This is a genomic window from Stenotrophomonas sp. GZD-301, from assembly GCF_049310345.1.
GTDB lineage: Bacteria > Pseudomonadota > Gammaproteobacteria > Xanthomonadales > Xanthomonadaceae > Stenotrophomonas.
Window position 1 is genome coordinate 14,978 of the sequence record NZ_JBMOWY010000026.1, and the last position, 24,998, is coordinate 39,975.

Sequence of the window (24,998 nt, forward strand, 5' to 3'; positions counted from 1 at the left end):
GAAAGCGGTCTACTAGGGGAACGTGGTACCGCCCTGCGAGTGAGTCGGGGTGTTCTGGGGAGGGAACGAATGCGTGTAGTTCAGCGGTTGCAGCACTGACGTGGGAACGTAGCTCTGCACCACCGACGGCGAAAAACCGAATGTGCCGTTCGAGCCGAACGGCGACGAGACGCTCGCATACGGCTGGAACGAAATCACCGGAGTTGGCTGCGGCGGCGGTGGTTTGAACGCGTCCATCGGGTCGGGACCGGGCAGCGACCTCAATCCCTGCCAATGCAGCATGAGCCCGGTGTAGGCGGCCAGCTCGTTGGTGTAGATATTCCCGAACTTGGCCGCCCCAACGGTGTGGAACGCGCCCTCATGCTGGCCGACGACGCCGTAGCTGCTGCCGCCGCGCGAAACCGCCCACAGGTTGTTGGCGTTGGTGGCATATTCGGGAAGGAACTGCTTCTTTGCACCGTGGTGCAGCTCCACGGTCCGGAAGTAGTCATCGGAGGCGACGATGTCGCCCATGTCTGTATCGTTCATTGCCCGGGTGAAGTAGGGCGAACGCATTTTCGTGTAGGACGATGTTCCACCCGTGTCATCATCCACCCCCGCGTTGGCCTGCGCGGTACGAAAGACAGCCAGCAACTCGGGATTTGACCCGATGTGCAGTGGCTTGAACGTTTCGAACATCGACAGTACCCGATACTCGAGCGAGGACGAGAGCCGCGAATCGTAGTACTGGGTTGCGCTGGTGTTGAACTTGTAGACGTAATCGTTGATGTCCTGGGCCAGTTGCTGGTACGACTGCGCCTCAGAGGCGGTCAAATAGCGATAGTTCGCTTCGAAGGTGGCAAACGTCGTTGTCGACGTGGTTGACGGCAACGTGATCTTGGCCTTGCACCCACCTGTCGGATCCACCCACGACAACGGGTTGCAGCCCACGTACTGGTAGAGGTTGGGGCTGTCGACCGGACCGTTGGGGTCGGCGCAGAGCCAGCGGGCCAGCCACGTCACGTAATAGCGGTCACCGAAGAAATACAGGCCGGTGACGTCATCGCACTCCTTGCCGCAGAACCGGTAGTCCTTCAGCTGGACGTCCGCCTGGGCATGGCCAGCAATGATGGCCGTGCCGCCATAGGGGAAGTACTCCTCGTAGCTGATCACCGCGCCATCGGCTTCCACCTCCAGCGCCGAGGAGCCGGTGACCGTGGCCAGCTGGAAGCGCCATTGCGATGCGCGCCCATCGCTATCGGGCCAGTAGCAGGCCATCAGCAGCCGGGCACCGGCGTCTTCGACGGAGATGCTGGTGCGCGTCACCTCCGGCGTGCCGGTGGCGGGCAGGGTGCGGACAAACTCGCATCCATCCAGGTAGACCTTGTCTTCCACCTGCAGCCCGCCTGCGGTCAGCCGCTGGGTCACGCGCCGGACCCGTTGCCCGGCACTGTTGTAGATGTAGAACTGCGCATCGTCATCCGCCCCGGACCGGGCTACCGTCACCGCACGGCGCGGGCGGTTGCACCAGTCCCACTCCATCGCGCGCAGGTGGTCGAACACCACCATGTTTCCATTGGCGTCATAGGCAGCATCCGCGTCGGCAGCAGGCCCGTCCTGCGGGTCGAGAACAACCCGGTTGGAGCACTGCGACACCGTGTACCGGCGTGTCCACGACAGCGTGGACTGTGGGGTTGCATGCTCGAGCTGCATCAGATTGCCGGCGTCGTCGTAGACGTAGCGTTCTGTGTAAGGCGTCAGCCGGGCAGCATCGAAGGCGTTCTGCGGGCACAACGGCGTATACACGCTCTGCTTGAATCCGGTGCGGTAGGTGCTCGCGCCGATCCCCGGGTTTTCGCGCCCGGTGGCCTGCAGCAGGCGGTAGATGGCATCGTAGGTGTATGACTGGCGCGGTTCGATGCGCGCCTGGTCGCAGAACACCAGCGGCACGGTTGCGTCCTCGGCGCAGGTGATGTTGCCCACCGGGTCGTATACATAGCGGATCTGCTGCAGCGCCTTGCCATCTCCGATGCGCGACGTCGCCACGGTCAGCAGGCGCCCGGTAGTTTCCTCGTAGCTGCGCTGGGCCAGCACCCCGCCGCCCAGCTGGGCCGAGACACGACGGCCCTCGGCGGAGTACGTCGCCCTGCTGACCACTGGCGTGGCCAATGGCGCCCCGGCCAGCGTCAAGGTGGTCCACGCCAGCCAGCCTGCGGCGTAGTAGTCGCTCTGCTGTCTGCTGCCGTCCACGCACACCTTGTCGATCAGCTGCTCGAAGGCGTTGCGGGTGGTCAGCGTGGTTCGCGCAGGTTCGAGCGCCACTGTCCTGCCCGGTGACCAGTCGACTTCTCCGCTGTAATCGACGCGGAGTTCGAAGCGGCTGCACGTGGGCTTGCCGCCCAGATCGAACGGCCCCTCATGCAGCACACCCGAGGCATCACGCAGTTCCACCCGGCGTCCAATCGTGTTGCTGGTGGCATCGGTCCCATAACACAGCTGTTCAACGCGCTGTTGGAGCCCAAGGGCACCATCCACGTCAACGTGGACAAGCCGGCTCATCGCATCATAGGCACGGCGGGAATGTACCCCGCGGCCGTCCCATTGATGCACCAGGCGCCCGAGCGCATCGCTGAACGCGACACGGGTACCGGCATCCACGCTGTCCAGCGTCATCGGGTTGCCCGCGAGGTCGTAGCGCGTGGTGATGTTCCAGGTCGCGCTACCCCCTTCGATGGAGCGGCGGCTGAAACGAGGATCAGCCAACGCGAGCGAGCGGCCGTCGATATCGAGCAGACTGGACGTCACCAGGGACACGACGCCGGGCGCGTCGGCCGTGCAGTTGCGTTGTTCAAGATCGACCGCGCGTCCAAGCGGGTCGAGCCAGCGCGTCAGGTACGTGCCCGCAAACAGCGCCGCCTGCTCAAGCGCCCGGCGCTCGTCCGCGAACCCGGGCGAGGTATCGCCGATATGGGCAAGGTAATAGGGCGAGGTTGTCACCGTGTCGTCCAGATCCCATTCGTCGCTGGACCAGGCACGGTAAACGGTGCGGGCGATGAAGCCCTTGGCCGTCAGCGTCTCCACCACACGGCCCTGTGCATCGAGCCAGTCGGTCTCGAACGGCCCGTCGGGGCGTGCGCTGTACTCCACTCCGTCGGTGAAACAGGCCGACCAGCGCCTGACCGCCGTGCCCTGGATGTCCAGTGCCACGTGGTCCTTGGACAACCAGGCGCCCTGCAGACGCCCACAGGCCTCGGCCTCGACCCACGTCTTGTTCTGCAATGCACGCTGGAGCGCATCGCTGTAGGTCGCCACCACCACCAGGCGCGACGACTGCCCCGGGGCCAGCTGGCTGACATGCAGCTGGCGCGCGACGCTGAGCACCACCGGCGGAAGGCCCGAGCCCGGCCGCTCCTGGTAAAGGAAGTAGGCACTGGCCTGTTGCAGGTACGCCGCCGGGTCGGCCAGCACCTCGGCCATGCTCCCGGCGGGCAAGGGCACGTAGTCGTCAATGCTGGCATCGCCCTGGCGAACGCCATTGGCCGGTGCGTGGAAGCGGGTGGCCACAACCACCCGCCCCAGCGCATCGGTCAGCACCTGGTCGACCACCCCGTTCACGTCGACCAGTGCCGCCGTCTGCAGCGTCTGGTAGTCCGGCACCGCGCGGGCGGTGCCGTCGGCATTGGTCATCGCCAGTGGCAGCAGCGCGTAGTCATCGTAGGTGATGGACACGGTGCTTCCCGCCGCATCCGTGGTGCTGATCGGACGGTGGAACCGGGCTGCATCGGAAAAACGGGTCACCGCATCGGACGCCCACCAGTAGCCGTCTTTAAACTGAAGCAGGCCCTCGTCCTGGATCTGCTGCGAGGTCAGCCGGCCGTCATACACCTGCGCCGCCATGCCCGCACTCAACCGGGTGCTGCCTGCGTGATGGCGCAGCGCCGGCCATGCCACCGCACCGTAGGGCAGGGCGGCGCCGCCCTCGGCATTCCAGTAGAAAAGCCGTGTATCCAGGCGACAATCCGGCTGCACCGCAATCTCCTAAAACTGATGCCCGGGGGGGCGCAGGCGCGCCTGCGCCGACGTGCCCGAGAACGGCTGCTCGGGCGGAATCACGTTCTGCAGCGCGAGCTGCGTGCCGGCCAGCATCGCATCGAAGTCCAGCCAACTGCCGGGGGCAGGGCCCACCCCGGCCAGCGCGTACGCTGCCTCGCCGAGTGCCGGCACCATGAAGGCGCCGGCCTGTTCCAGCGGCGCGGCAAAGCGGGCATGCGTGGCCGTTGCCAGCGCATTCGTCTGATACGCCGGCACAGGCGTGGGGGATGTAGGCGGTGTCGGCGCGCCCCAGCCCCGGGCATTGGCGATGTCGGCTGCCAGGATTACATGGCCGCAGTCGTCTACCTGGAGAGTGAACTGCTGGCTCACGCGCGGATCCAGCGCGTCGCGCTCGTAAACGGCAGTGACGGTCTCGCGGCCGGCCACCTGGAACGCAGATTCGTCCTCGCCCCGTCCAGGCTGCACTTCACGCACTGTGTAGCTGCTGCTCACCACCGTGCAGGGCACGTCCTGCAGCGCCCCGCCATCAAGCGCATAGGTTTCCCTGCGCAGCACCTGCCCCTTCAGCGCACGGTGCGCAACCCGCAGCAGCGCGGCATCGGGCAGGGCGGAAAGGGTGATGAAGCGACTGTCGGGCGCCGGCGGCTGGCGCCCCGCGACGCCCGGCCAATATTGGCCGGCATACTGCAGCGTTGCCACATCGGCGTTGATGAATGCACCGGTGTCGTACCACGTCCGCGTGTACGCCGGTGGCGCGTAGGACTCCTCCTGCACCACGCCTTCGGTCCATCGCTCCACGTAGCCGAATCCACGGAACGCACTGGCGACCGGGTCGTAGTACCCGTCGTGGTAGGCGATGCGCAGCGTCTGGCTGGCACCCGAGAATGGTTCGGTGCTGGTGATCCGGGTAACGGCGTGAACCGGGAAGGGCAACGCACATGGCCACGGACGGCCGGCCAGACTGTCTGCGAGGGCGAACTGGCTGGAAGTGCCGTATTCCAGCGTCGTCGTTGCCCCGAGATCGTTTCGTACCGCAGCCAGCAGCCCCGGCCTGCGTCCTCCGGTCAGATCGATGAGCCACTGCCCCTCGGTCGCCGTGCCGAGCAGAAGGTTCTGGCTGCCACCGCCCAGAAGGTCGCCGCTGCCTGCATAGCTGAGCTGTGTGTAGGCCACCGGTAGGTCGATCACGACCGCCGGGGCGAAACCCCCGCCGGTCTGGTTGAAGTAGAGATGGACCTGCCGTTCCCCGAAGTAGACCAGATCCACGCCGCCGCTACCGCTCAGATCCGCGAGCCGCAGCCGTGCTGCATCGAACCCGCCGGGGAACACGGGCGCGCCATCGAACAGGATGCGCTGGGCAAAATGCCCATAACCCAGGCTTGGCCAGCACTCCACGCTGCCGTCGCGGATGCGCACGATGTGCGCGCCCCCATCGCCGATCGGGTCGGCAAACGCGATGAAGTCGCGCTGCGATGCCATGCGTGGATCGGGCACGCCGGTGGGCAATGCCAACGCAATGGGATCACCATAGCCGTCGGTACCCTTGCCGGGGTACCAGCGCACCGAGTCCGGCCCCATGACCAGTAGATCCGCCACGCCACTTCCCGTCACGTCCACGTACTGCGCAGCCGCCGCGGCCGCTTCCGGCGCCCAGTGCGGGAACGACTGGAACGCGCTCCATCCTGCACCGCGCGTGTAGCGGTAGTACCCAGCCTGCGTGCCTTCGGCAACGACGCAGTCGAGTTGCCCGTTGGCCTCGAGGCTGGTCAGCAGCTGGCGGCCGGCAGACACGTCACGCTGCAGCGGCATGGCCTGTGGTGTGAGCGCCTCGGCGAACCGTCCGTCGCCGAGGTTGCGCCAGAACAGGCATGCCGATGGCGTGCTGAACAGCAGGCCAGGCAGCCCTTCGCCCAGAAGGTCTGCCACCACCAGCCCACCTTCCGAGAGCGGCGCAGGGAACGCGCCGCGCGCCGGCGTGACGGCACGGAACACCTGCCGCGCTGGAGTGAACGCCTGGTAATCCAGACTCAGGCCAGGCCGCTCAAGCATGGCGCGCGAGCCATCCGGCAACCGCCGGTACCCGCGCTGCACCGCGCGGCACAGCATCGACAGGCCGTCCTGCGGCAGGTAGTCGAGCACCGTGGCCGCCACCAGGCTGGGACGCGGCCCCAGCTCCGGCAGCGCATGGAACATAAGCACGCCGCGGCAGAGGCGATAGGTGCGCACCTCGAAGCCGCTGCGGTAGCTCGAAAACGCGTCCGGCCGCGCCGGCCAGGTGCGTACCGGGCGGTATGGGTCCGGGTTGCCCGGCCCGATGTCGTACTCGCCGTAGTCGAACACCATCCGCATCGCATACCCGGCGTCCGCATCGCTGCCCGGGTAGGCGCCATAGCGGATCTCGGCAATATAGCGGTTGGCGGTGTGGTCACGACCGGCATTGCAGGGCAGTGCCGGGATGTTCTCGGCGTCTTCAGGCTTGTAGATGTACTCGACGCGATCGCCCGAGGCATTCACCGACCGCTGGATCAACCAGGCAAGCACGCGCGCCGGACACGCCGGGTCGGCGATCCGCGACGCGGCATCGCTGCCAAGCACGGCGACGCTGCCGTCGGTACTGGCGATTCTCCAGTGTTCGTCGCCCCCATCCAGCCGCCGCCAGCGCTCGAAACGCGTCCCATCACCATCCGAGCGGCGACGGTATCGCCAGACCTCATAGTCCACGCCGTCGTCGGAACAACGGGCACGGATCGGCTGCCAGTCGCCATCCACCGCCTGCAACGTGGGCACCAGCACCTCGCCGCTGGCCATGAAAACGTCGGTGTCGTCGTAGCGCGGAATGCATGCGTCGGTGCGGCGCGCGATGCGCGGCAGGGCAAGATCAAACCCGAGGCCAAAGGCCCCGTTGCTGCCACCGCTTGCGTAACCCAGCACCAACGACGGCGTTACGTCACGGCAGGTTGATGTCGGAAGCGGAACCTGAAACGACGCCGCGCCGGTGAAGTCGTCGGCAGAGAAGCTTTCGCCCATCCCACGAACGACACCGCCACCGGCAGGCAGGGATAACTTGGGTAGTTCGACTGCGCTTGTCATGAGGCATTCCTTGCCTGGCAACAATCACGTCACAGAGTCCTTCGCAGGGAAGGTTCCCGAGCTGCTTGAATCATCGACTGCGGATCGAACCATACCACGGGATCTTCGGCGCGCAGATCCGCACCGGGGCCATGTGCACCGCTTTGCGTCCGACAACCTCATAAACCGTTGATGCGGAAGGACTTCGCTCAAGATCAGGGTTGGACCACCGCGATCAAGGCCAGTGGGAACGTGAAGGACGGCGCCGCTCAGGCGTCCACCCGGAACCGGCACGCGTCGAAGGGAATGATATGGACCTTGCCGTCATCCGTTGCACTGGGCGTACCGGTAGCGCCCCCTGCAGCTGTCCCATTGAAACCGATCCACCTGTTCCAGCGTAACGCCAACTTCCGGCCTATGTCGCCCACCGCGGACACCATGCTAGGTTGCGCTGGCCTTCGCTACCGGGGGCACTACTCCAGGGGTCTGTCGTGCGTATCCGTCGCTCCACCTTCCCGTTGGCGCTCATCGCCGCTGCCTGGGTTTCGCCGCCCTCGATCGCACACCCCCGATCCGCCGATCCCGTGCCAGCCGACCGCCATGCGCAGGTGGACGCGATCTTCGCGCCGTGGAGCAGCACCACCACGCCGGGCTGCGCGGTAGGCATCGCCCGCGACGGCGCCGTCGACTACATGCGCGGCTACGGCATGGCCAATCTCGAGTACGACATTCCGATTGCCCCGGATTCGGTCTTTCTCTCCGGGTCCATCTCCAAGCAGTTCACCGCGGCCTCCGTCGCGCTGCTGGCGCAGGACGGCAAACTGTCGTTGGACGATGACATCCGCCTCCATCTGCCTGAGATGCCGGACGTCGGCAGAACGATCACCATCGCCCACCTGATCCACCACAGCAGTGGCCTGCGCGAGCAGGGGCAGCTGCTGTACCTCGCCGGCTGGCGCAGCGACGATGAGATGACCCAGGCTGACATGCTGGCCATCGCGGTAAAGCAGCGCGGCCTGAACTTCCCGCCGGGGAGCGAAACGCTCTACAACAACCTCGGCTACACACTGCTGGCGTTGATCGTGGAGCGCGTCTCCGGAATGCCCCTGCGTTCCTTCGCCGACGCGCGGATATTCAAGCCGTTGGGCATGACCAGCACGCACTTCCAGGACGACCACACCGGGATCGTTCGCCGGCGCGCGGCCGGCTATCAGGCACACGTCGATGGCAGCTGGCGGGTCAGCAACCCGGCATCCGACTACTACGGCCCCACCGGCGTCTTCACCACCGTGGGCGACCTGCTGAAGTGGCAGGACAACATCATCCATGCACGGGTGGGGGGAACGGGCCTGGCGGCCTTCACGCAGACGTCGGCACGGACCCCGAGCGGCGAGGCGAGCGGCTACGGTGGCGGGGTGTTCGTCGGCACCTACCGCGGCCTGCCGACCATCGGGCACGACGGTGTGCACGCGGGTTATCGCGCGGACGCAGTGACCTTTCCCGATCAGCGCCTGTCCATCGTGACGCTGTGCAATGGCGCGTCGATTGCACCCCAGGCGCTCACGCAGCGCATCGCTGCGGTGTATCTGGGGGATCTCCTGGCGCCGCCACTGCCGTCCGTCACTACGCCGGAGGCGGAACTGGCCGCACTGGCGGGCATCTACTGGAGCCCGCTGACCGACGAGGTGGTTCGCGTCGAGATGAAGGATGGGTCGCTTCGACCGACAGGCGCGTCGTCGCCGCTGGAATCCCTTGGCAGTGGCGTGTTCCGGTCGGGCGAGACGGCGCGCTGGCAGTTCAGTCCCGCCAGCAACGGCACGCCGGACACGCGCGAACTGCGGATCTGGGATGCCTGGCCCACGCCCAGGGCATTCACCCGCGTCAACGCGCCGATGCCCGCAGCTGCGGCCCTGGCCGAGTTCGCGGGAACGTACCGCATCGACGAGGTCGGCATGCGCTACACAGTGCTCATGGCGGACGGAACGCTGCGGGTGCGGTGGCCTCGCCAGAGCGATCTGGTGCTGGAACCGGTGGGCGGCGACCGCTTTGTAAGTGGCCCGTGGACAGTGACGTTCACGCGATCGGCCCAGGGCACGGTGGATGGCCTGACCTTCACTGCACGCCGGCTGCGCCGCATGCGGGCCGAGCGGATGGAAGGCGACGGCTGACGACATCGCCCACCCGCGTCATCCTGGTGCCTGCCTCGATCCAGCCCGGTGTGGGTTGCGCGGGCCCTTGACATCACCAGAGGTATAGTCGAGCCATCCTCACCACAAGGATCGACGCGATGCAGAAGGGCTCGGATCTACTGGTCAAGGCGCTCGAAAACGAAGGCGTAGACCGCATCTTTGGTGTGCCGGGCGAGGAGAACCTGGACTTCCTGGAATCGCTGCGGAACTCCCGTATCGAACTGGTCCTCACGCGCCACGAGCAGGCAGCCGCCTTCATGGCCGCCACCCACGGCCGGCTCACCGGCAGGCCGGGCGTGTGCCTGGCCACGCTCGGCCCCGGTGCATTGAACTTCTCGACGGGCGCGGCGTACGCCCACCTCGGCGCGTGGCCGATGATCCTCATCACCGGCCAGAAGGCAGTGATGAGCGCCAAACAGGCCCGGTTCCAGATCGTGGATATCGTGGCGTCGATGAAGCCGCTCACGAAAATGACGCGCCAGATCGTCAGCCCGGCGTCTATTCCGGCAATGGTGCGTGACGCCTTCCGCGTGGCGATGGAAGACCGCCCCGGGCCAGTGCATCTGGAGCTGCCGGAGGACATCGCCGGTGAGGAGGTGGAGGATGTCGCGGTCATACCGGTCCACCCGCTGGAGCGTCCCATCGCGCCGCCGGCCGCGCTCGACCGCGCCGAAGCGGCCATTCTCGCGGCCAAGCGGCCACTGGTGATGATCGGCGCGGCGGGAAGCCGGCCGTGGCTGGCCGAGGCGTTGTCCGCCTTCGTGGCGCGCACGCGCCTGCCGTTCTTCAACACGCAGATGGGCAAGGGGGCCGTCACCGGCGGCTCCAACCTGTACGTGGGAACGGCCGCCCTCTCGGAGGGTGACTATGTGCACGAGGCCATCGCCCGCGCCGACCTGATCATCGCCATCGGCCACGACACCGTCGAGAAGCCGCCGTTCCTGATGAAGAGCAGCGGGGGGCCCAAGGTCATCCATATCAGCTTCCAGTCCGCCACGGTCGAGCAGGTCTACCACCCGGATATCGAGGTGCTGGGCGACATCGGCGCCTCCGTTGACGCACTGGCCGAGCGGCTGGAAGGCCGCCTGCCTGCCGATGAAGGCATGGTCGACCTGCGGCAGAAGATCCTCGCCCGTCTAAACGACCGCGCCGAGGAGAATCGCTTCCCGGTCACCCCGCAACGCCTGGTGCATGACGTGCGCCAGTCCATGCCGGACGACGGCATCGTCTGCCTCGACAACGGCATGTACAAGATCTGGTTCGCCCGCAATTACCGCACGCATGTGGCCAACACGCTGCTGCTCGACAATGCGCTCGCCACGATGGGGGCCGGGCTGCCGTCGGCGATGATGGCGGCGATGCTGTACCCGCAGCGCCGCGTCATGGCGGTGTGTGGCGACGGCGGCTTCATGATGAATTCGCAGGAGATGGAAACCGCCGTGCGGCTGGGGCTCAACCTGGTGGTGGTGATCCTCAACGACAGCGCCTACGGCATGATCCGCTGGAAGCAGGCGGTGGATGGCTTCGAGGATTTCGGCATGCGTTTTGGCAATCCGGATTTTGTGAAGTACGCCGAAGCCTACGGTGCCAAGGGCTCCCGCGTAACGACCGTCGACCAGCTGGTGCCGATGATCGAGGCCGCCTTCGTCGGCGGCGGCGTTCACCTGCTGGATGTGCCGATCGACTATTCCGAAAACACCCGCGTACTGGTGGATGAGCTGCGCAATCGCACGCCGGATGTAGGCTGCGCGTAAGCCCGCTCTCCCTCTGGCAAGGAATTCAACATGCTGACCGTCGTACAGGCTTTCGACCGCGCGCCCATCGCAGAGATCGGCTTCGATACCGCCACCGCCCTGGAGCACAAGCTCAGCGCCGCCGAGCGGGTCTTCAAGGACCGCGACGGCTGGCTCCACCCACACCAGCGCATCGCGATCCTGCGCAAGCTCGCCGCGCTGATGGACGCAAAACGCGACCACCTGGCCCTGCAGATCGCCCGCGAGGGAGGCAAGCCGCTGCCGGATGCCATCATCGAGACCACCCGCGCCATCGACGGCGTCCACAATGCCGCCGACGAACTGCGCAACTTCGCCGGCCGCGAAATTCCGATGGGCCTGTCGGCGGCGGCTGAGAACCGCTGGGCGTTCACCACCCGCGAGCCCATCGGCATCGTGGCCGCGATCTCGGCGTTCAATCATCCGCTGAACCTGATCGTCCACCAGGTTGCACCGGCCATCGCCGTCGGTTGCCCGGTCATCATCAAGCCGGCCTCCACAACGCCACTGTCGTGCCTGGAGTTCGTGGCGATGGTGCACGAGGCGGGTCTGCCCGAACCGTGGTGCCAGAGCTTTGTACCGGAAGGCAACGACCTCGCCGAGGCGCTGGCCACCGACAAACGGATCGCCTTCCTGAGCTTCATCGGCTCGGCGAGGGTAGGGTGGTCACTGCATGCCAAGCTTGCCCACGGCGCACGCGCGGCGCTGGAGCACGGCGGTGTGGCGCCCGCCATTGTGGACCGCGGCGCGGATCTGGGCAGGATCATCGAACCGATGGTCAAGGGCGGTTACTACCACGCCGGCCAGGTGTGCGTGTCCACCCAGCGCATCTTCGTCCACGACGCCATCGCCGAGGACTTCACCCAGGCCCTGATCGCCCGGGTGGAACGCCTGCGCACCGGCGACCCGACCCTGCAGACCACCGAGGTGGGCCCGCTGATCCAGCCACGTGAGGCCGACCGGGTGGCCGAGTGGATCGACGAAGCCGTGCGCGGCGGCGCGCAGCTGGCCACCGGCGGCACGCGGCTCTCGGACACCACCCTGCAGCCCACCGTGCTGCTCAATCCGCCCGGCGACGCGCGGATCACCACGCAGGAGGTGTTCGGCCCGGTGGTGGCGGTGTACCGCTATACCGAGCTGGACGAGGCGATCGCGCGCGCCAACGCGCTGCCCACCGCCTTCCAGGCCAGTGTGTTCGCGCAGGATATCGACATCGCCCTGCGCGCCGCGAACCGGTTGGATGCCTCGGCCGTGATGATCAACGACCCCACCGCATTCCGCACCGACTGGATGCCCTTCGCGGGCCGCCGCGAGTCGGGCTACGGCACAGGTGGCATCCCGTACACCATGCGGGACATGTCGCAGGAGAAGATGATCCTCATGCGCAGGGGCTGAGGGGGAGGGGGAGGGGGGGCGCCACCGGCGCCCTTGACGCGCCCGGCCCGTGCCCCGAAGATCGGCGCATTCAGCCCGTCGTTCAAGGATCGACCATGTCTGGCCTCATCGGGGATCTGCTGGAAGGCATTGCAGGTTTCGTGACCGATGTATGGGTGCTCCGCCGGCAGCGCGCCGCACGAAACCGGGCGCAGAACGGCTGGGCCAGGGATGCCACGGACGTCGCCTTCTTCGACGCCTGGGTGATCGGCGTATCGATTCTGACCCTGACGGCAACCGCAATCCTGTTGTTCGGGCTCAACCTACCGCTATGGATCAGCCTGGCCCCCGTGGTCGCCGGCGCGGTCTACGTCGGCTACCGGTGGATGGCGCTCGCGCGCGCGTAGGGTATGTAGACGCCTGAGCCTGGCTGGGGGGCTGGGGGGGGCGGGGCGACCGATGTGGATAGACAGATTGCCCCCGAGCACAGGGAGGAGCTGGCCGCACGCTTGACTGGAAGGGGATTCCACGCGATCACGACTGGCTACCAACCTGGTACTGCCAGCGAATCTGTCCTGGCAATTGAAATGGTGTTCGCCATCACAAGGAGGACGTATGCGAGCCACTGTTGCTGTCCTTGTCTTCTGGATTTGTCTTCTGCTGCCAGCCGAACCCGGGCAGGCGACCGAACTCAAGCTTCCCTTGCTGCTGTGCGACAAGGCAGCTCAAGGGGATGTCTGCGTTGAGCCGCTCGATGTCGTGTTCTCGGCCACGCCAACTCCAGCAACGCAGATGCACGTCATTGAACGCTTTCGATCCGAGCCGTGGGCCGCAGACGGGGAGCTCCCTGAGATAGGGCTGGCGCTGTCAGGCGGAGGCAGCAAGGCGGCGCCATTTGCGATGGGGGTGCTCAAGAGATTCGCAGATCGGGACTGGCTTGATCGCACAGACCTTCTGTCGTCTGTATCGGGGGGCGGGTATGCGGCGTACTACCTGTACTCGCATGCCTGGATGCGAGCCACCTACCCCGAGACGATGATGGAGAGGCGGACGCTCAATGCCACATCGGATACGTTGCCACGGATAAAAGACTTCTTTGCCGATGCCCGCCAGGAGCAGTATGGGGATTGGATCGAGGTGAACGGAGAGGACAGCGGATTCAGGCGCATGGTGGTATGGACACCGGACGAGCTTCGTTATGGGAGGCTGCGGGGCCCGAAGGACTGTTATTCCTACGAGAACAACAGCAGGCGACACCAGGCGTTTGTCGAGTGTTACCAGGACATACTTTCGAGAGATCCGGGCGGCCTGTCCACCAACCTTGACCGCCCGCCCTACGGGGCATACACGAGCACCGCACTGCAGACGATCGGGCTCTGGCCCGCTCATCACGTTGCGAACTCTTTGTTCGACTGGAAGGTGGGACTGGCGCCGTCGAGATGGGCTTATCGCACGGGCATAGCAAGAACCTATGGGACACTGCCCGTCGGTGATGCCGCAACGCCAGATATCGAATCCAAAGACGATTTCACATTCTCCGGACTGCGTGATCTCTACCAGGATAAAGAGACGCCTGTTCCGTGGTGGATCATAAATTCCACCAATGACGTCTCGGGAAGTGAAGATAAGACTCGGCTCGGGCTTACCGTCTTCGAGATGACGCCGACGTCCTTTGGCTCGGGCACCTACGGCTTTGTCAGTGGCGCGGGCATAGATTCGATCAAGCCCTTGACCCCACTCGACGCAGTCGCGGCGGCCGGAGCATTTTTTGATTCCCTTAGTGCTCGCCAGCCTGGCGGAGCGCCGGAGTGGCTGATCTTTGGGGGCTTGCACATGTTGAATGCCCGTTGGGGCTACGAGCTTCCGAATTATCAAGTATCGGATGCCCAGCGCCGATTGCATGCATTCCTGCCCTGGCCCCTTTACTACGCGCATGGATTTGCGAGAACGGCGAAAAGCAACCACATTCGCATCGCCGATGGCGGGATGAGCGGAGACAATCTTGGCGTCTACTCATTGCTCCGCAGAGGCACGCGCCACATTGTTGTGGCCGATGGCGCCTTGGATCTGGACAAGGAAAGCCGCACCTCCAGCATCCCGGAACTGTGCGTGCTGAGTCGGACATTGGTGGAAGCCGGATTCGATATCCACTTTGATAAATGGCCCGACGGTACGGTCATGCAAGCTCCTCAGCCCCTGCATGCGATCTGCGATACAGAAACATCCCAGGTCAGAGACGATTACCGACCTCACTTCAATCCGTACGCGTGGAAGCTGCCGGTCTGGACAGGCGTGGTATCCGCGTTATCCCACGACGTCCCGGAATCGGTTCTGTCCGGTATCCGCGTCTACTACCTGAAGGCCGCAATCGACGTCGATGCCATGCAGAAGGCAATCGCCGACTGGAGGGACGACCCCTTGGTGTGCAACGGGTCCAACGGCCAGCTGGGAAGCAACTACGCAGCTTACGGACTTCCCTGCGGATTGGTCGGCTACGCGATAGACGCAGGCCCGTACAGAGAACCTGGCGCTTGGGTGTGGCCTCAGACCAATACGGTGGGTGATACGGCGAACAGCAGCTCCAACAAATTCAAGGCGTACCGGGATCTTGGGTGGTACGCGGCCGGCCTGCTTTCCTGTGAAACGCAAAGCCCATTCCATGATGCTTCGGCATGCGCCGAGGCAAGTGGCAGGCAAGTGCCCACTCCATCTGAACGGTGATTCCAAATGACAATCCAGACATCAACTGCAACGCTGTCTGTCATGACGCTGGCACTGGCACTCTGGAGTGCCGGTGCCAGTTGGGGAGCGAGCGCCAGCCCAGTCATCTATGATCCTGCATCCCGCTCCGTGACAAACTGGTCAACCGAGATGGCTGTCCATCTTGATGCCGGCGCGGTCGATATTGCCAAGCACCGCAGCTTACGATGCGTCAAGTTGAACAACTATTGGTGCCTGAAAGACATGGGCTGGCGCGGCCGCGTTGGTCGCGATCTGGACGCCCACACCGCATTCGCGGACGGTTACTTCGCCGCGAGGGCTGCCGTTCGCAACATGCGAACGGCCTATGTGAAACATGGGCGGTCGTCGGCCCTGCAGATCATGCAGGCATATGCACCATCTGACGACTGCGTTGGCAGCACGGCAGGCAGGCGGGCCGATGGCACCTGTAAATGGGGATACAACCCAACAGAGAAGTACGCCCTTCTTGTAAGCAAGGGCGTTGCTGACGCTGCGAACAGCGATCTGCGGCTGTTTGACTCAAGCGGCAAGGCCAATGAGGCGGCGCTGGTTCGATTTCTCCAGAACATGTCGGCCTTCGAGACGGGCGGTCTGGTGGTGAAGGCGGACACGATCAGACGTGGCATATGCCTGGAGGACGAGACGTGCATGCCTGAGCCCAGGTAGCTGTCTTCGCCGTGGATGCCCAGCCCATGAGGACACGCTCGTCATGCAGCGCCGGCCTCAGCCGGCGTCCGTGGCAGCCGCCGCGTCATGCAGGCTGCGCAGCATCTTCTTGTTGATCTTGCCCACGCTGGTGCGCTCGATGGCGTCAACGAAGCGGACGCGGTCCGGGATCGCGTAGCGTGAGATGTCGCCCGAGCGGCTGCGTGCGGCGACCAGCTCGATGATCTCCGCTTCGCTCACCTCGCTGCCGGCGTGCCGGACCACCAGCGGCAGCGGGCGTTCGCCCCATTTCGTGTCGCTGATGCCGATCACGGCCACCTCGTTCACCGCCGGGTGCATCGCAATGATGTCTTCCAGGGCAAGCGAGGAGATCCATTCGCCGCCCGTCTTGATCACATCCTTGATGCGGTCGGACACGCGCAGGTAGCCGCCGGCATCGATGTTGCCGATGTCCCCGGTGTGCAGGTAGCCACCGGCCCACAACGCTGCCGACGCGTCCGGATTGTGCAGGTAGCCCTCGGTGAGCCAGGGCGCGCGCACCACCACTTCGCCGGTGGCGATGCCATCGTGGGCAACGTCGTGCATGTCTTCATCGACGATGCGCAGGTCCACCAGCGGCACCGGGATGCCCGCCTTGGTGCGCAGCGACAGTTCCTCGTCCGCATCGGTCAGGGCATCGACGTCGATCTGGGCGAGGGTGAGCAGGGGGCAGGTCTCGGACATGCCGTAGCCGCCGAAAATGTCGATGCCAACGGCCAGCGCCTGTTGCGCCAGTGCCCGTGGCAGTGCGGCGCCGCCGATCACCACTTTCCAGCTCCGCAGGTCGGTCGTCGCGGCAGCGGGGTGGCCCAGCAGCATGTGCAGAATGGTCGGCACGCAATGCGAGAACGTCACCTTCTCGCGCGCGATCAACCCCAGCAGCCGCTCCGGCAGATAACGGCCGGGATACACCTGCTTGATGCCCATCAGCGTGGCCACGTACGGCAGGCCCCATGCGTGCACATGGAACATCGGCGTGATCGGCATGTACACGTCGTCGCGGTGCAGGCGCCCCTGGCTGGCCGCACTGCCCAGCGCGGCCATCCCCGCCAGCGAATGCAGCACCAGTTGCCGGTGGCTGAAGTACACACCCTTGGGCAGGCCGGTGGTGCCGGTCGTATAGAACGTGGTGGCGCGGGTGTTCTCGTCGAAATCCGGAAAGGCGGTGACCGGCGTGGCCTCGCGCAGCCCGGCTTCATACTCGGTCACGAAACCTGCCGGCAGCGGGCCATCGGCATCGTCCAGCAGAATCCGCGTGCGCAGGTCCGGCAGCTGTTCCTCGATACCCGCCAGCATCGGCAGGAACTCGCGGTTGACCAGCAGCACCCGCGCGCCGCTGTGATTGAGCGTATAGGCGATCTGTTCGGGGGCAAGGCGGATGTTCACCATCATCAGCACTGCACCGATCATCGGGACGGCGAAGTAGCTTTCCAGATAGCGGTTGCTGTCCCAGTCCATCACCGCCACGGTATCGCCGTGCTTTACCCCCAGCGATGTCAGCAGCCCGGCCAGTTGGCCGATGCGTGCCTGCAGGGTGCGGTAGTCGAAGCGCACCGTGTCGCCGTAGACGATCTCCTGCGCCGGATGCACCGCCAGCGGCGTGTGCAGCAGCTGCTTGATCAGCAGCGGATAGGCATGGGCGTCGGGGGCGGATGCAGGTGCGGCGGTGGTAAGGGACATGGAGTCTTCCTGGTGGGCAACGTGTCAGCGGCTGGCGGCGGCGGGGATGGACAGGTGGTCACGCCGCAGCGGCGCGTCGGCACGGGGCGTCGGCCGGATGAGCGCATCCTGCGGCAGGGCGCGGGCGGCATCCTCAAGGTGAGCCCACACCTGGTCCATCGCGGCGAACACGTAGGGCAGCAGTGGCACATAGCGCTTCCGGTAGTCCGGGAAGGCCAGCAGCGAGTCGAAGTGCTGTGCGTTGTTCACCCGCCAATAGGCGATCTGCGCCCCGGCGTCGCGGGCAAGCGGAACGTAGCGGTCACTGGTCATGTGGATGGGCACCAGCCCGTCGTCAACGCCGTGGATGACCACGATCGGCAGCCCGCGACGCGGGGCCTTCGCGGCCGCTTCGGCGATACCGGCGCGCACCCGGCGGGCATCGGCGCTGTCGCCGCTGCCTAGCGCACGCAGGCACGCCAGGCCACGCAACGGCTCCTCCGCCGACGATGCCGCGTTGCCGTCCACCAGCACCACGCCACTGCCCGGCGGAATGCCGCTGCCCTCGCTCCACCAGGTGGCACGCAGTTCGGCCGGCGCAGGGCCAGGCCTGCCGTCAGCGCCGGCAGCCGAGAAGCTGTAGCCGCAGGGATGCGCGCCGGCACCGTAACGTCCATAAGCCGACGCGTAAGTGACCGCGATGGCGCGCCACAGATCGAACCCGGCCGAAAACGCGCCGGCACGCAGGGCGCCGTCGCTCAGGCCCGCCTCGGCAAGCTGCTGCCGCGCCGAGCGTGCCTGTGCCGCGGTGTCTTCACCCTGCACGTAGCCGGCGGCGTGCAGCTGTGCGCAGCGCGTGGTGCCGGCCTGCGTTGCCTGTGCCTGCAGCGGCGGTTGGGGCAGATCCTCCAGTGCGAGCAGCGCGCAGGGCATCAGCAGCGCGGACTGGGTCACCACGTCGTACAGCGGCGGGGCACCGGCCACCGAGACATTGGGCTCACCGGCGACCATCGCATCGAAGGCATCCACGTCGAGTTCCGCCGCGCGCAGCACGGCGCCGCCGCCATTGGAGACGCCCACGCCCAGCGTGCGGGTGTTGGCCGCGGTGAAGGGTGCGGCGCGGGGGTAGGCGCGGTCCAGCGCCTGCAGGCCGAACTGCAGCGCCTGCAGCAGGTGCCGGCCCCAATCCGCTTCCGGGTTGTCGCCCGAATGGGCGTGCTTGACGGCGATGCCGTGCGTGGCCGTTGCATCGGTGGGTACGAAGGCCAACGCGCCGTCGGTGGCGGGCGTGCCATCGGCCAGGAAGCCGGCGTGTGCGTCCAGATCGTAATAGTCGCTGCCCGTGCCCTTGTCGGTGTAGGCGACGGCGCAGCCGTGCGCCAGCCCCCAGCTGCCGGCCACCGCAATGGCGCCATAGATGCCCCGCGAACCGGAGGAGGCGGCCACCACCAGGCAGCGCCGCGCGACGTCGAAGTCGTCGGGCACCTGCACCAGCACGCGGTGCGGGTGGCGCGCGCCGGGAACCCGCGCATACGCCGAGAACTCGCGGCCGGGTGCCGCCTGCACCGTGCCATACACCTCGCCAAAGCCGCCGCCAGGGGTGAGGTCGGCGATGCCGCGCCAACTGCTCCAGATCGCGCGGCGACGGGCCTCGTCCGCCGTCGGCTGGGCCGCAGTGGCGAACGGCGGCGCGGTGGTCGAACGCAGGGCGTCGATGCCCAGCCCTGCAGTCAGCAGATCATCGCTGCCCCGATGCAGCGTTTCCCGCCACTGCTCGAACACGGGCGATGCCGCGAGGGGGCGGGGCGTGGCGGCATCGGCAACAGAAACGCAGGCCGACAACAGCGGCAGCGCGGCGCACAGCAGGGTCGCAGGACGGAGAGGGCTCATTGCGCCACCCTAGCAAGACCGGCAGGTTCTGCCAGCGTACCTAGGTACCCGTGCCGCGCTGCGGGCGATTTGCTAACCTCAGCCGGACATGCCGACCCTGCTGATCGCCGACGACCATCCCCTGTTCCGCGCTGCGCTGCACCGTGCGGCCGAGGAGGCGGTGGCCGATCTGCAGATCAGCGAGACCGACTCACTGCACGGGGTGCTCGAAGCGATCGAGGCGCAGGAGATCGACCTGATGCTGCTGGACCTGCACATGCCCGGCAATCACGGCCTGGCCGGGTTGGCGACCATTCGTGCACTGCAGCCCGGCCTGGCGATCATCATCGTCTCGGCCAACGAAGAACCGCACGTGATCCGCCGTGCCATCGACCTCGGTGCAGCCGGCTATCTCCCCAAGAGTTCCGGGCTGACCGACCTGCAGGCCGCGTTGCAGACCGTGCTCGATGGCGAGCGCTGGATCCCGGCGATGCTGCGCGAGCCGGTGGCGCGGGTGGCGCCGTTCAGCAAGGACATCGACCTGGCCGCGCGCCTGTCCAGCCTGTCCGCGCATCAGTACAAGGTGTTGAGCCTGGTGGCCGAAGGGCTGCTCAACAAACAGATCGCCGACCGGTTGGGCGTGCAGCTGCGCACGGTCAAGGCGCATATGACCCGGATCATGGGCCGGCTCGGGGTGCGCAATCGTGCGCAGGCCATCCGTGTGCTGCACGAAATGGGCCTGGCCGATCCGTCCCGGCATATCGACGAGGCGCAGGACGCCTGAGCCGTCGCGCGGGCAGGGTGCCCGCTCAGGCCTTGGCCGTGCCGGGCGTTGCCAGCAGGTGGTTGATCGCCCAGCGCAGCGCCAGCGGCTTGAACGGTTTGTTCAGCAGCGACAGCCCCGCCTCGCGCACGGCATCGCGCGTGTCGCTGCCGGTATCGGCACTGAGGATCACCGTTGGCCGCGGCCCATGCGCGGCCACCAGACGCTTCCAGAGCGCCACACCGGTATCGCCCTCGTCAAGGTGGTAGTCGAACAACCACAGGGCAGCCTCATGTGCCGAGGCATCCATCGCCCCGGCATCGCGCACCGCAACGACATCGCAGCCCCACGCAAGCAGCATCTGCCGCATCGCCTCCAGCGCGTCCGGATCGTTGTCGACCACCAGCACGCGGGCGCCCTTGAGTGTGCCGGTGCCGCCGGCGGCAACGTCGGCGCGTGGCGCGGCCGCCGGTGCTGCCCGCGCCACGGCAATGGAGAAGGCCGCGCCACGGTCGAGCACGCTGTGCAGTTCCAACGGCGCATGCAACAGGTCGGCAATCCGGTGTGCGATGGTCAGCCCCAGCCCCAGGCCCTGGCCATTGCTGCGGTCGCCACGGTGGAACTCCTCGAACACCACCGCCTGCTGCTCCGGCGCGATGCCGGGGCCGCTGTCATGCACCCCGATCGACAGCGTCTGGCCCTGGCGACGCACGCCCAGCAGCACGCCGCCACGGCGGGTGTAGCGGATGGCGTTGGCCAGGAAGTTCTGCAGCACCCGGCGCAGCAGCAGCGGGTCGCTGTGCACCCAGGCGCGGGTGCGCACGTAACGGAACTGCAGGCCACGCGCCGCGGCCAGCACCGCAAACTCCTGCGCGAGCGGGTCCAGCACCGACGACAGCGCGAACGGGCGCGGATCGGCCACCAGCCCGCCCGCTTCCAAGCGCGAAATATCCAGCAGCCCCGACAGCAGGTCGTCGGTGGAATCCAGCGCCCCCCGGATCTGGCGCAGGAAGCTGTCCAGGAACTCGGAGTGGATGTGCTGCGACATCGCGTCGGTCAGCAGCTGCGCCGCATGCAGCGGCTGGATCAGGTCGTGCCCCACCGCCGTCAGGAAGCGGGTCTTGGCAACGTTGGCCCGTTCCGCTTCATGCACGGCCTCCTCCAACCGGGCGGTGCGGTCCTGCACGCGGCGCTCCAGCGTTTCGTTGCTGCGCTTGAGGGCATCTTCGGCGCGGCGGAACGCGGTGACATCGGTAAAGGTGGCCACGTAGCCGCCGCCCGGCATCGGGTTGCCTCGGATTTCGACGATGGTGTTGTCCGGGAAGATGCGTTCGGCCAGGTGCGGGGTGCCGCGCCGCATGTGCGCCACGCGGCGCAGCAGGGCCTTGTCCGGCGTATCGCCGGGAGCATCGCCGATCTTCAGCTGCCCCACCGCCCATGCCGTGAGGTGGGCCACCGGCTGGCCCACCTGCAGCAGTTCCGGAGGAAATTTGAACAGCGCGGCATAGCGGCTGTTCCAGGCCACCAGCTGCAGCTGGGCATCGACCACGCTGATGCCCTGGCTCATGTTCTCCAACGCGGCTTCCAGCAGGCGCTGGTTGAAGCGCAGCGCCTGGGTGGCTTCGCCTACCGCACGGGTGACAACATCCAGCGGGGCCGCGCCGCCGTCGCGTGCCGCCTCGACCAGCAGCCGCGCCATGCCCGCGCCGACCACAGCGGTCAGTTCGCGTTCGATGGCGGTGACGCGGTCGTCATCGAGCATCTGCCCGGCGTGCCCATCCATCAGCTGCCGTGCGCGTTCCTGGCCGAGGAAGCGGCCGGCCGTCTTGCGCATCGCCGCTGCCGCCACCGCGTCACGCTGCAGCGGCATCGAAGGGCGTATCGCGCGCGACACCAGCACCACCGTCGCCAGATTCACCGCCAGGCTCGCGCCCATGCTGATGGCGATATGGCCCGGCTGCATGCGCAGCGAGAACATCGCCAGCCAGTGCAGCCCGTCGGGGCCGGCCGACGGCGGCGGGGCAGGGATCACCATCGGCAGCAGCACCAGCCACAGCCAGACCAGCGAGCCCAGCACGATGCCGGCGATGATGGCCGGGGAGGGCGTGCGCGGGCGATACACCGCCAGCAGCACCGCCGGCGCCAGCTGCGACAACGCCGTGAACGACATCAACCCGAAATCGCTGAGTGCCTCGGTGCCGCTCATCGCGCGGCTGTACAGCCACGACATCAGGAACACCGCCAGGATGCCCGCGCGACGGAACGCCAGCACACGCGGCCGCAGGTCGGCGCCGGTATCGCCGCCCTCGATGCCGCCCAGCAGGCGTGAGCCCACACCGTGGTTGCCGAGCATGATCGACAGCGTCAGGCCCGACAGGATCATCATGCCGGTGGCCGCACTCAGGCTGCCCAGGTAGGCCAGCAGCGCCAACAGGTGATGGCCGCGCGCCTGCGGCAGGGCCAGCACATACAGGTCCGGCGACATCGACGCCGGCAGCTGCGCCGCACCGGACAGGGCCATCGGCACCGACGGCAGCCCGATCAGCAGCAGGTACAGCGGAAACAGCCAGCGCGCCGTCTTCAGGTGCGATGACTGGCGCAGCTCCACCACGCCCACATGGAACTGATGCGGCAGGGTGAACGCCGCCATTGCACCGAGCGCCACCATCGTCAGGAAGTCCGGGATGACCGCCGGCGGCGGCAGATGCACCATCTTGTCCAGCAGCGGCGTGCCGGCCTGGTGCACCGATACCGCGGCATACAGGCCGATGGCCAGCAGCGCCGCCAGTTTCAGCAGCGATTCCAGCCCCAGCGCGACCACGATGCCGCGGTTGTGCTCGGTGGCCGACGCCTTGCGTGCACCGAACAGCATGGTGAACGCCGCCATCGTCAGCGCGAACCAGAACGACATGTCCAGCTGCCAGCCACTGGCCGCGAAATGATCGCCAAGCAAGGCGCCCAGCCCCTGGCTGACGGCTTTGAGCTGCAGCGCGATGTACGGAATGATGCCGAACAGCGCGACCAGGGTGATGGTGACACCCAGCCCCTGATCGGTGCGCAGCCGTGCCACTACCAGGTCGGCGATGGTGGCGCTGTTGTGCTGCTTGGCCAGCCGCCCGAGCCGCGCCAGGAAGGGCAGGCCGAGGCCGAAGATCAGCGCCATGCCGATCAGCGTCGGCGGGATCGGGAAGCCCCATTGCACACCCTGCGAGGCCGCCCCGTAGTACGTCCACGCGGTGCAGTGCACGCCCAGCGACAGTGCATAGATGGCCGGCCACACTTTCGTGAGCCGGTGCCCCTGGCGCTCTCCCCACAGGGCGACGCCAAACAGCAGCACGGTCCACGCAATGCAGGCGAACAGGACGATGGAGGGCGTCAACATCGCTCCAGTGTAGAGAGAACCCTGGCCGGCGTGCAGTAGGCCGGCCCTGCGCTGCAGGGTAGGGCAGGGCCGCTAGGGAGAGGCGACGATCAGCGACAGCTGCTCGGCCACCAGAGCCACCGCATCGCCGGGCACCACCTCCACCGTCTTGTGCTGGGTCAGCAGCCACTGCCCCGGCTGGCGCGCGTCCAGGGACACCAGCCGCGACCGCACCCGCACCTCTGCGCCGCTCGGCACCGGCGCAAGGAAACGCACCTTGTTCAAACCATAATTGAGTACGTGGGCAATGCCGGGGAAACCCGCCAGCGCGGCCACATCGTCTTCAACGGTCAGCGAGAGCAGCAGGAACCCATGCGCGATGGTCTGCCCACCCGGCAAGCCGGTCTGCGCCCGGGCCGGGTCGACATGGATCCAGTTGTGGTCGCCGGTGGCGTCGGCAAACGCATCGATGCGCGACTGCGCAATGTGCGTAACCCGGCCCAGCCGCTCGCGATCGGCCCAGTCGCGAAGCGCCTGCAGCGCCACGGGCAATGCGTCAACCGGCGCGGTCGTACTCATCGCACGCGCTCCAGCAGGGCGAGGATCGCGTCGCGCGCCTCCGGTTCGGACAGCATGGGTGCATGACCCACGTCGGGCACTTCAACCAGCCGCGCGTTCGGCGAGGTGGCCGCCATCTGCCGTGCGACATCGGCGGGCAGAATGTCCGACAACGCCCCGCGTACCACCAGTACCGGCACCCGCGCCGTCAGCCCACGCACCGCGCGCCACAGCACCGGACGCAGCAGCCACAGCACCCACGGCCGGGTGGTGCGGATCACCGCCGGGTCGTAGTCCAGTTCCAGCAGCCCGTCGTCGCGCGGGCGGAACGTGCGCGCGGCCATCGCCCGCCAATCCTCGGCGGTGAAGCGCGGAAACGCCGTCCTGCCGATGGATTCCACATAGGCGGCCGCCTGATCCAGATCCATCGGCGGCACCGGCTTGCCGGCGTACTTGCCGATACGCGCCAGAGCCTCGCGCGGCACCTTGGGACCGGCATCGTTGAGCACTGCGCCCGCGATCAGGCCGGGCGCGCGCGAGGCGAGGGTGATGGTGACCAGCACGCCCAGCGAGGTGCCGACGAACACTGCCTTGTCGATGTGCTGGGAGCGCAGCAGCGCCACCATGTCGTCGGAGTAGGTGCGCGGGTTGTAGCTGGCCGGGTCCGGTGCACGCGCCGATCCGGCCCGCCCGCGCAGGTCCACCGCGAGCACGCGCCAACCGGCGGCGGTCAGCGTGCCGGCAAGGGCGTCGAAGTCGGCCGCGTTGCGGGTCAACCCCGGAATGCACACCACCGTGCCGCGGGGCGTCTGCCCCGCCGCCGGTGCATGGTCGCGCGCATGCAGGCGCAGGCCATCGTCGCTGTTCCAGTACAGATCATCGTAGGACTGCGTCATGCGGAAACC

The 24,998-nt window shown here is 66.8% G+C and carries 14 protein-coding genes; 7 read left to right on the forward strand and 7 right to left on the reverse strand.

All coding sequences use genetic code 11. The features are described from left to right. Positions 1-12: 12 nt before the first annotated feature. Together ACO6VK_RS06685 and ACO6VK_RS06690 are read right to left on the reverse strand one after the other, a co-directional pair. Positions 13-3,876: an RHS repeat-associated core domain-containing protein gene (locus ACO6VK_RS06685; protein ID WP_422506123.1), complete on the reverse strand. Its 3,864-nt coding sequence runs from the start codon at positions 3,874-3,876 to the stop codon at positions 13-15. A gap of 141 nt (positions 3,877-4,017) precedes the next feature. Beyond that, on the reverse strand, positions 4,018-7,122 hold the full coding sequence (locus ACO6VK_RS06690) for a SpvB/TcaC N-terminal domain-containing protein (RefSeq protein ID WP_422506124.1): 3,105 nt from the start codon (positions 7,120-7,122) through the stop codon (positions 4,018-4,020). 470 nt (positions 7,123-7,592) lie between these two features. Between ACO6VK_RS06690 and ACO6VK_RS06695 the strand changes: the two genes are divergently transcribed. The 6 genes from ACO6VK_RS06695 to ACO6VK_RS06720 all read left to right on the forward strand — a co-directional run bounded on the left by ACO6VK_RS06695 (position 7,593) and on the right by ACO6VK_RS06720 (position 15,844). Then, positions 7,593-9,269 (forward strand): serine hydrolase domain-containing protein, encoded by a 1,677-nt coding sequence (locus ACO6VK_RS06695; protein WP_422506125.1) that lies wholly within the window; start codon positions 7,593-7,595, stop codon positions 9,267-9,269. Positions 9,270-9,388: 119 nt separating this feature from the next. Continuing rightward, positions 9,389-11,044 carry an acetolactate synthase large subunit gene (locus ACO6VK_RS06700; RefSeq protein ID WP_422506126.1) on the forward strand — a complete coding sequence of 552 codons (1,656 nt, stop codon included), beginning with the start codon at positions 9,389-9,391 and terminating at the stop codon, positions 11,042-11,044. Between the two features lie 30 nt (positions 11,045-11,074). After that, positions 11,075-12,457 (forward strand): aldehyde dehydrogenase family protein, encoded by a 1,383-nt coding sequence (locus ACO6VK_RS06705; protein ID WP_422506127.1) that lies wholly within the window; start codon positions 11,075-11,077, stop codon positions 12,455-12,457. A 95-nt stretch (positions 12,458-12,552) separates the two neighbouring features. Then, the gene (locus ACO6VK_RS06710) at positions 12,553-12,843 is read left to right on the forward strand and encodes a hypothetical protein (RefSeq protein ID WP_422506128.1); all 291 of its coding nucleotides are present in this window, start codon (positions 12,553-12,555) and stop codon (positions 12,841-12,843) included. Positions 12,844-13,051: 208 nt separating this feature from the next. Beyond that, positions 13,052-15,157 (forward strand): patatin-like phospholipase family protein, encoded by a 2,106-nt coding sequence (locus tag ACO6VK_RS06715; protein WP_422506129.1) that lies wholly within the window; start codon positions 13,052-13,054, stop codon positions 15,155-15,157. Between the two features lie 42 nt (positions 15,158-15,199). Further along, a complete protein-coding gene (locus ACO6VK_RS06720) occupies positions 15,200-15,844 on the forward strand; it encodes a hypothetical protein (protein ID WP_422506130.1) in 645 nt (214 codons plus the stop codon). A 57-nt stretch (positions 15,845-15,901) separates the two neighbouring features. Here the strand turns inward: ACO6VK_RS06720 and ACO6VK_RS06725 are convergent, their stop codons facing one another. Together ACO6VK_RS06725 and ACO6VK_RS06730 are read right to left on the reverse strand one after the other, a co-directional pair. After that, positions 15,902-17,563 carry a fatty acid--CoA ligase gene (locus ACO6VK_RS06725; protein WP_422506131.1) on the reverse strand — a complete coding sequence of 554 codons (1,662 nt, stop codon included), beginning with the start codon at positions 17,561-17,563 and terminating at the stop codon, positions 15,902-15,904. 24 nt (positions 17,564-17,587) lie between these two features. Further along, a complete protein-coding gene (locus ACO6VK_RS06730) occupies positions 17,588-19,432 on the reverse strand; it encodes a 3-hydroxybutyrate oligomer hydrolase family protein (RefSeq protein WP_422506132.1) in 1,845 nt (614 codons plus the stop codon). A gap of 88 nt (positions 19,433-19,520) precedes the next feature. On the opposite strand from ACO6VK_RS06730, the gene ACO6VK_RS06735 reads away from it, so the two are divergent. Further along, positions 19,521-20,195 carry a response regulator gene (locus ACO6VK_RS06735; RefSeq protein WP_422506133.1) on the forward strand — a complete coding sequence of 225 codons (675 nt, stop codon included), beginning with the start codon at positions 19,521-19,523 and terminating at the stop codon, positions 20,193-20,195. A gap of 25 nt (positions 20,196-20,220) precedes the next feature. Here the strand turns inward: ACO6VK_RS06735 and ACO6VK_RS06740 are convergent, their stop codons facing one another. From ACO6VK_RS06740 to ACO6VK_RS06750, 3 genes are all read right to left on the reverse strand, one after another. After that, positions 20,221-23,556, reverse strand: coding sequence for a PAS-domain containing protein (locus ACO6VK_RS06740; RefSeq protein WP_422506134.1), 3,336 nt, complete (start codon positions 23,554-23,556; stop codon positions 20,221-20,223). A gap of 72 nt (positions 23,557-23,628) precedes the next feature. Further along, a complete protein-coding gene (locus ACO6VK_RS06745) occupies positions 23,629-24,114 on the reverse strand; it encodes a MaoC family dehydratase (protein WP_422506135.1) in 486 nt (161 codons plus the stop codon). Continuing rightward, positions 24,111-24,989 (reverse strand): alpha/beta fold hydrolase, encoded by an 879-nt coding sequence (locus ACO6VK_RS06750; RefSeq protein ID WP_422506136.1) that lies wholly within the window; start codon positions 24,987-24,989, stop codon positions 24,111-24,113. Before ACO6VK_RS06750 ends, ACO6VK_RS06745 begins: the two co-directional genes overlap by 4 nt. Positions 24,990-24,998 lie beyond the last annotated feature (9 nt).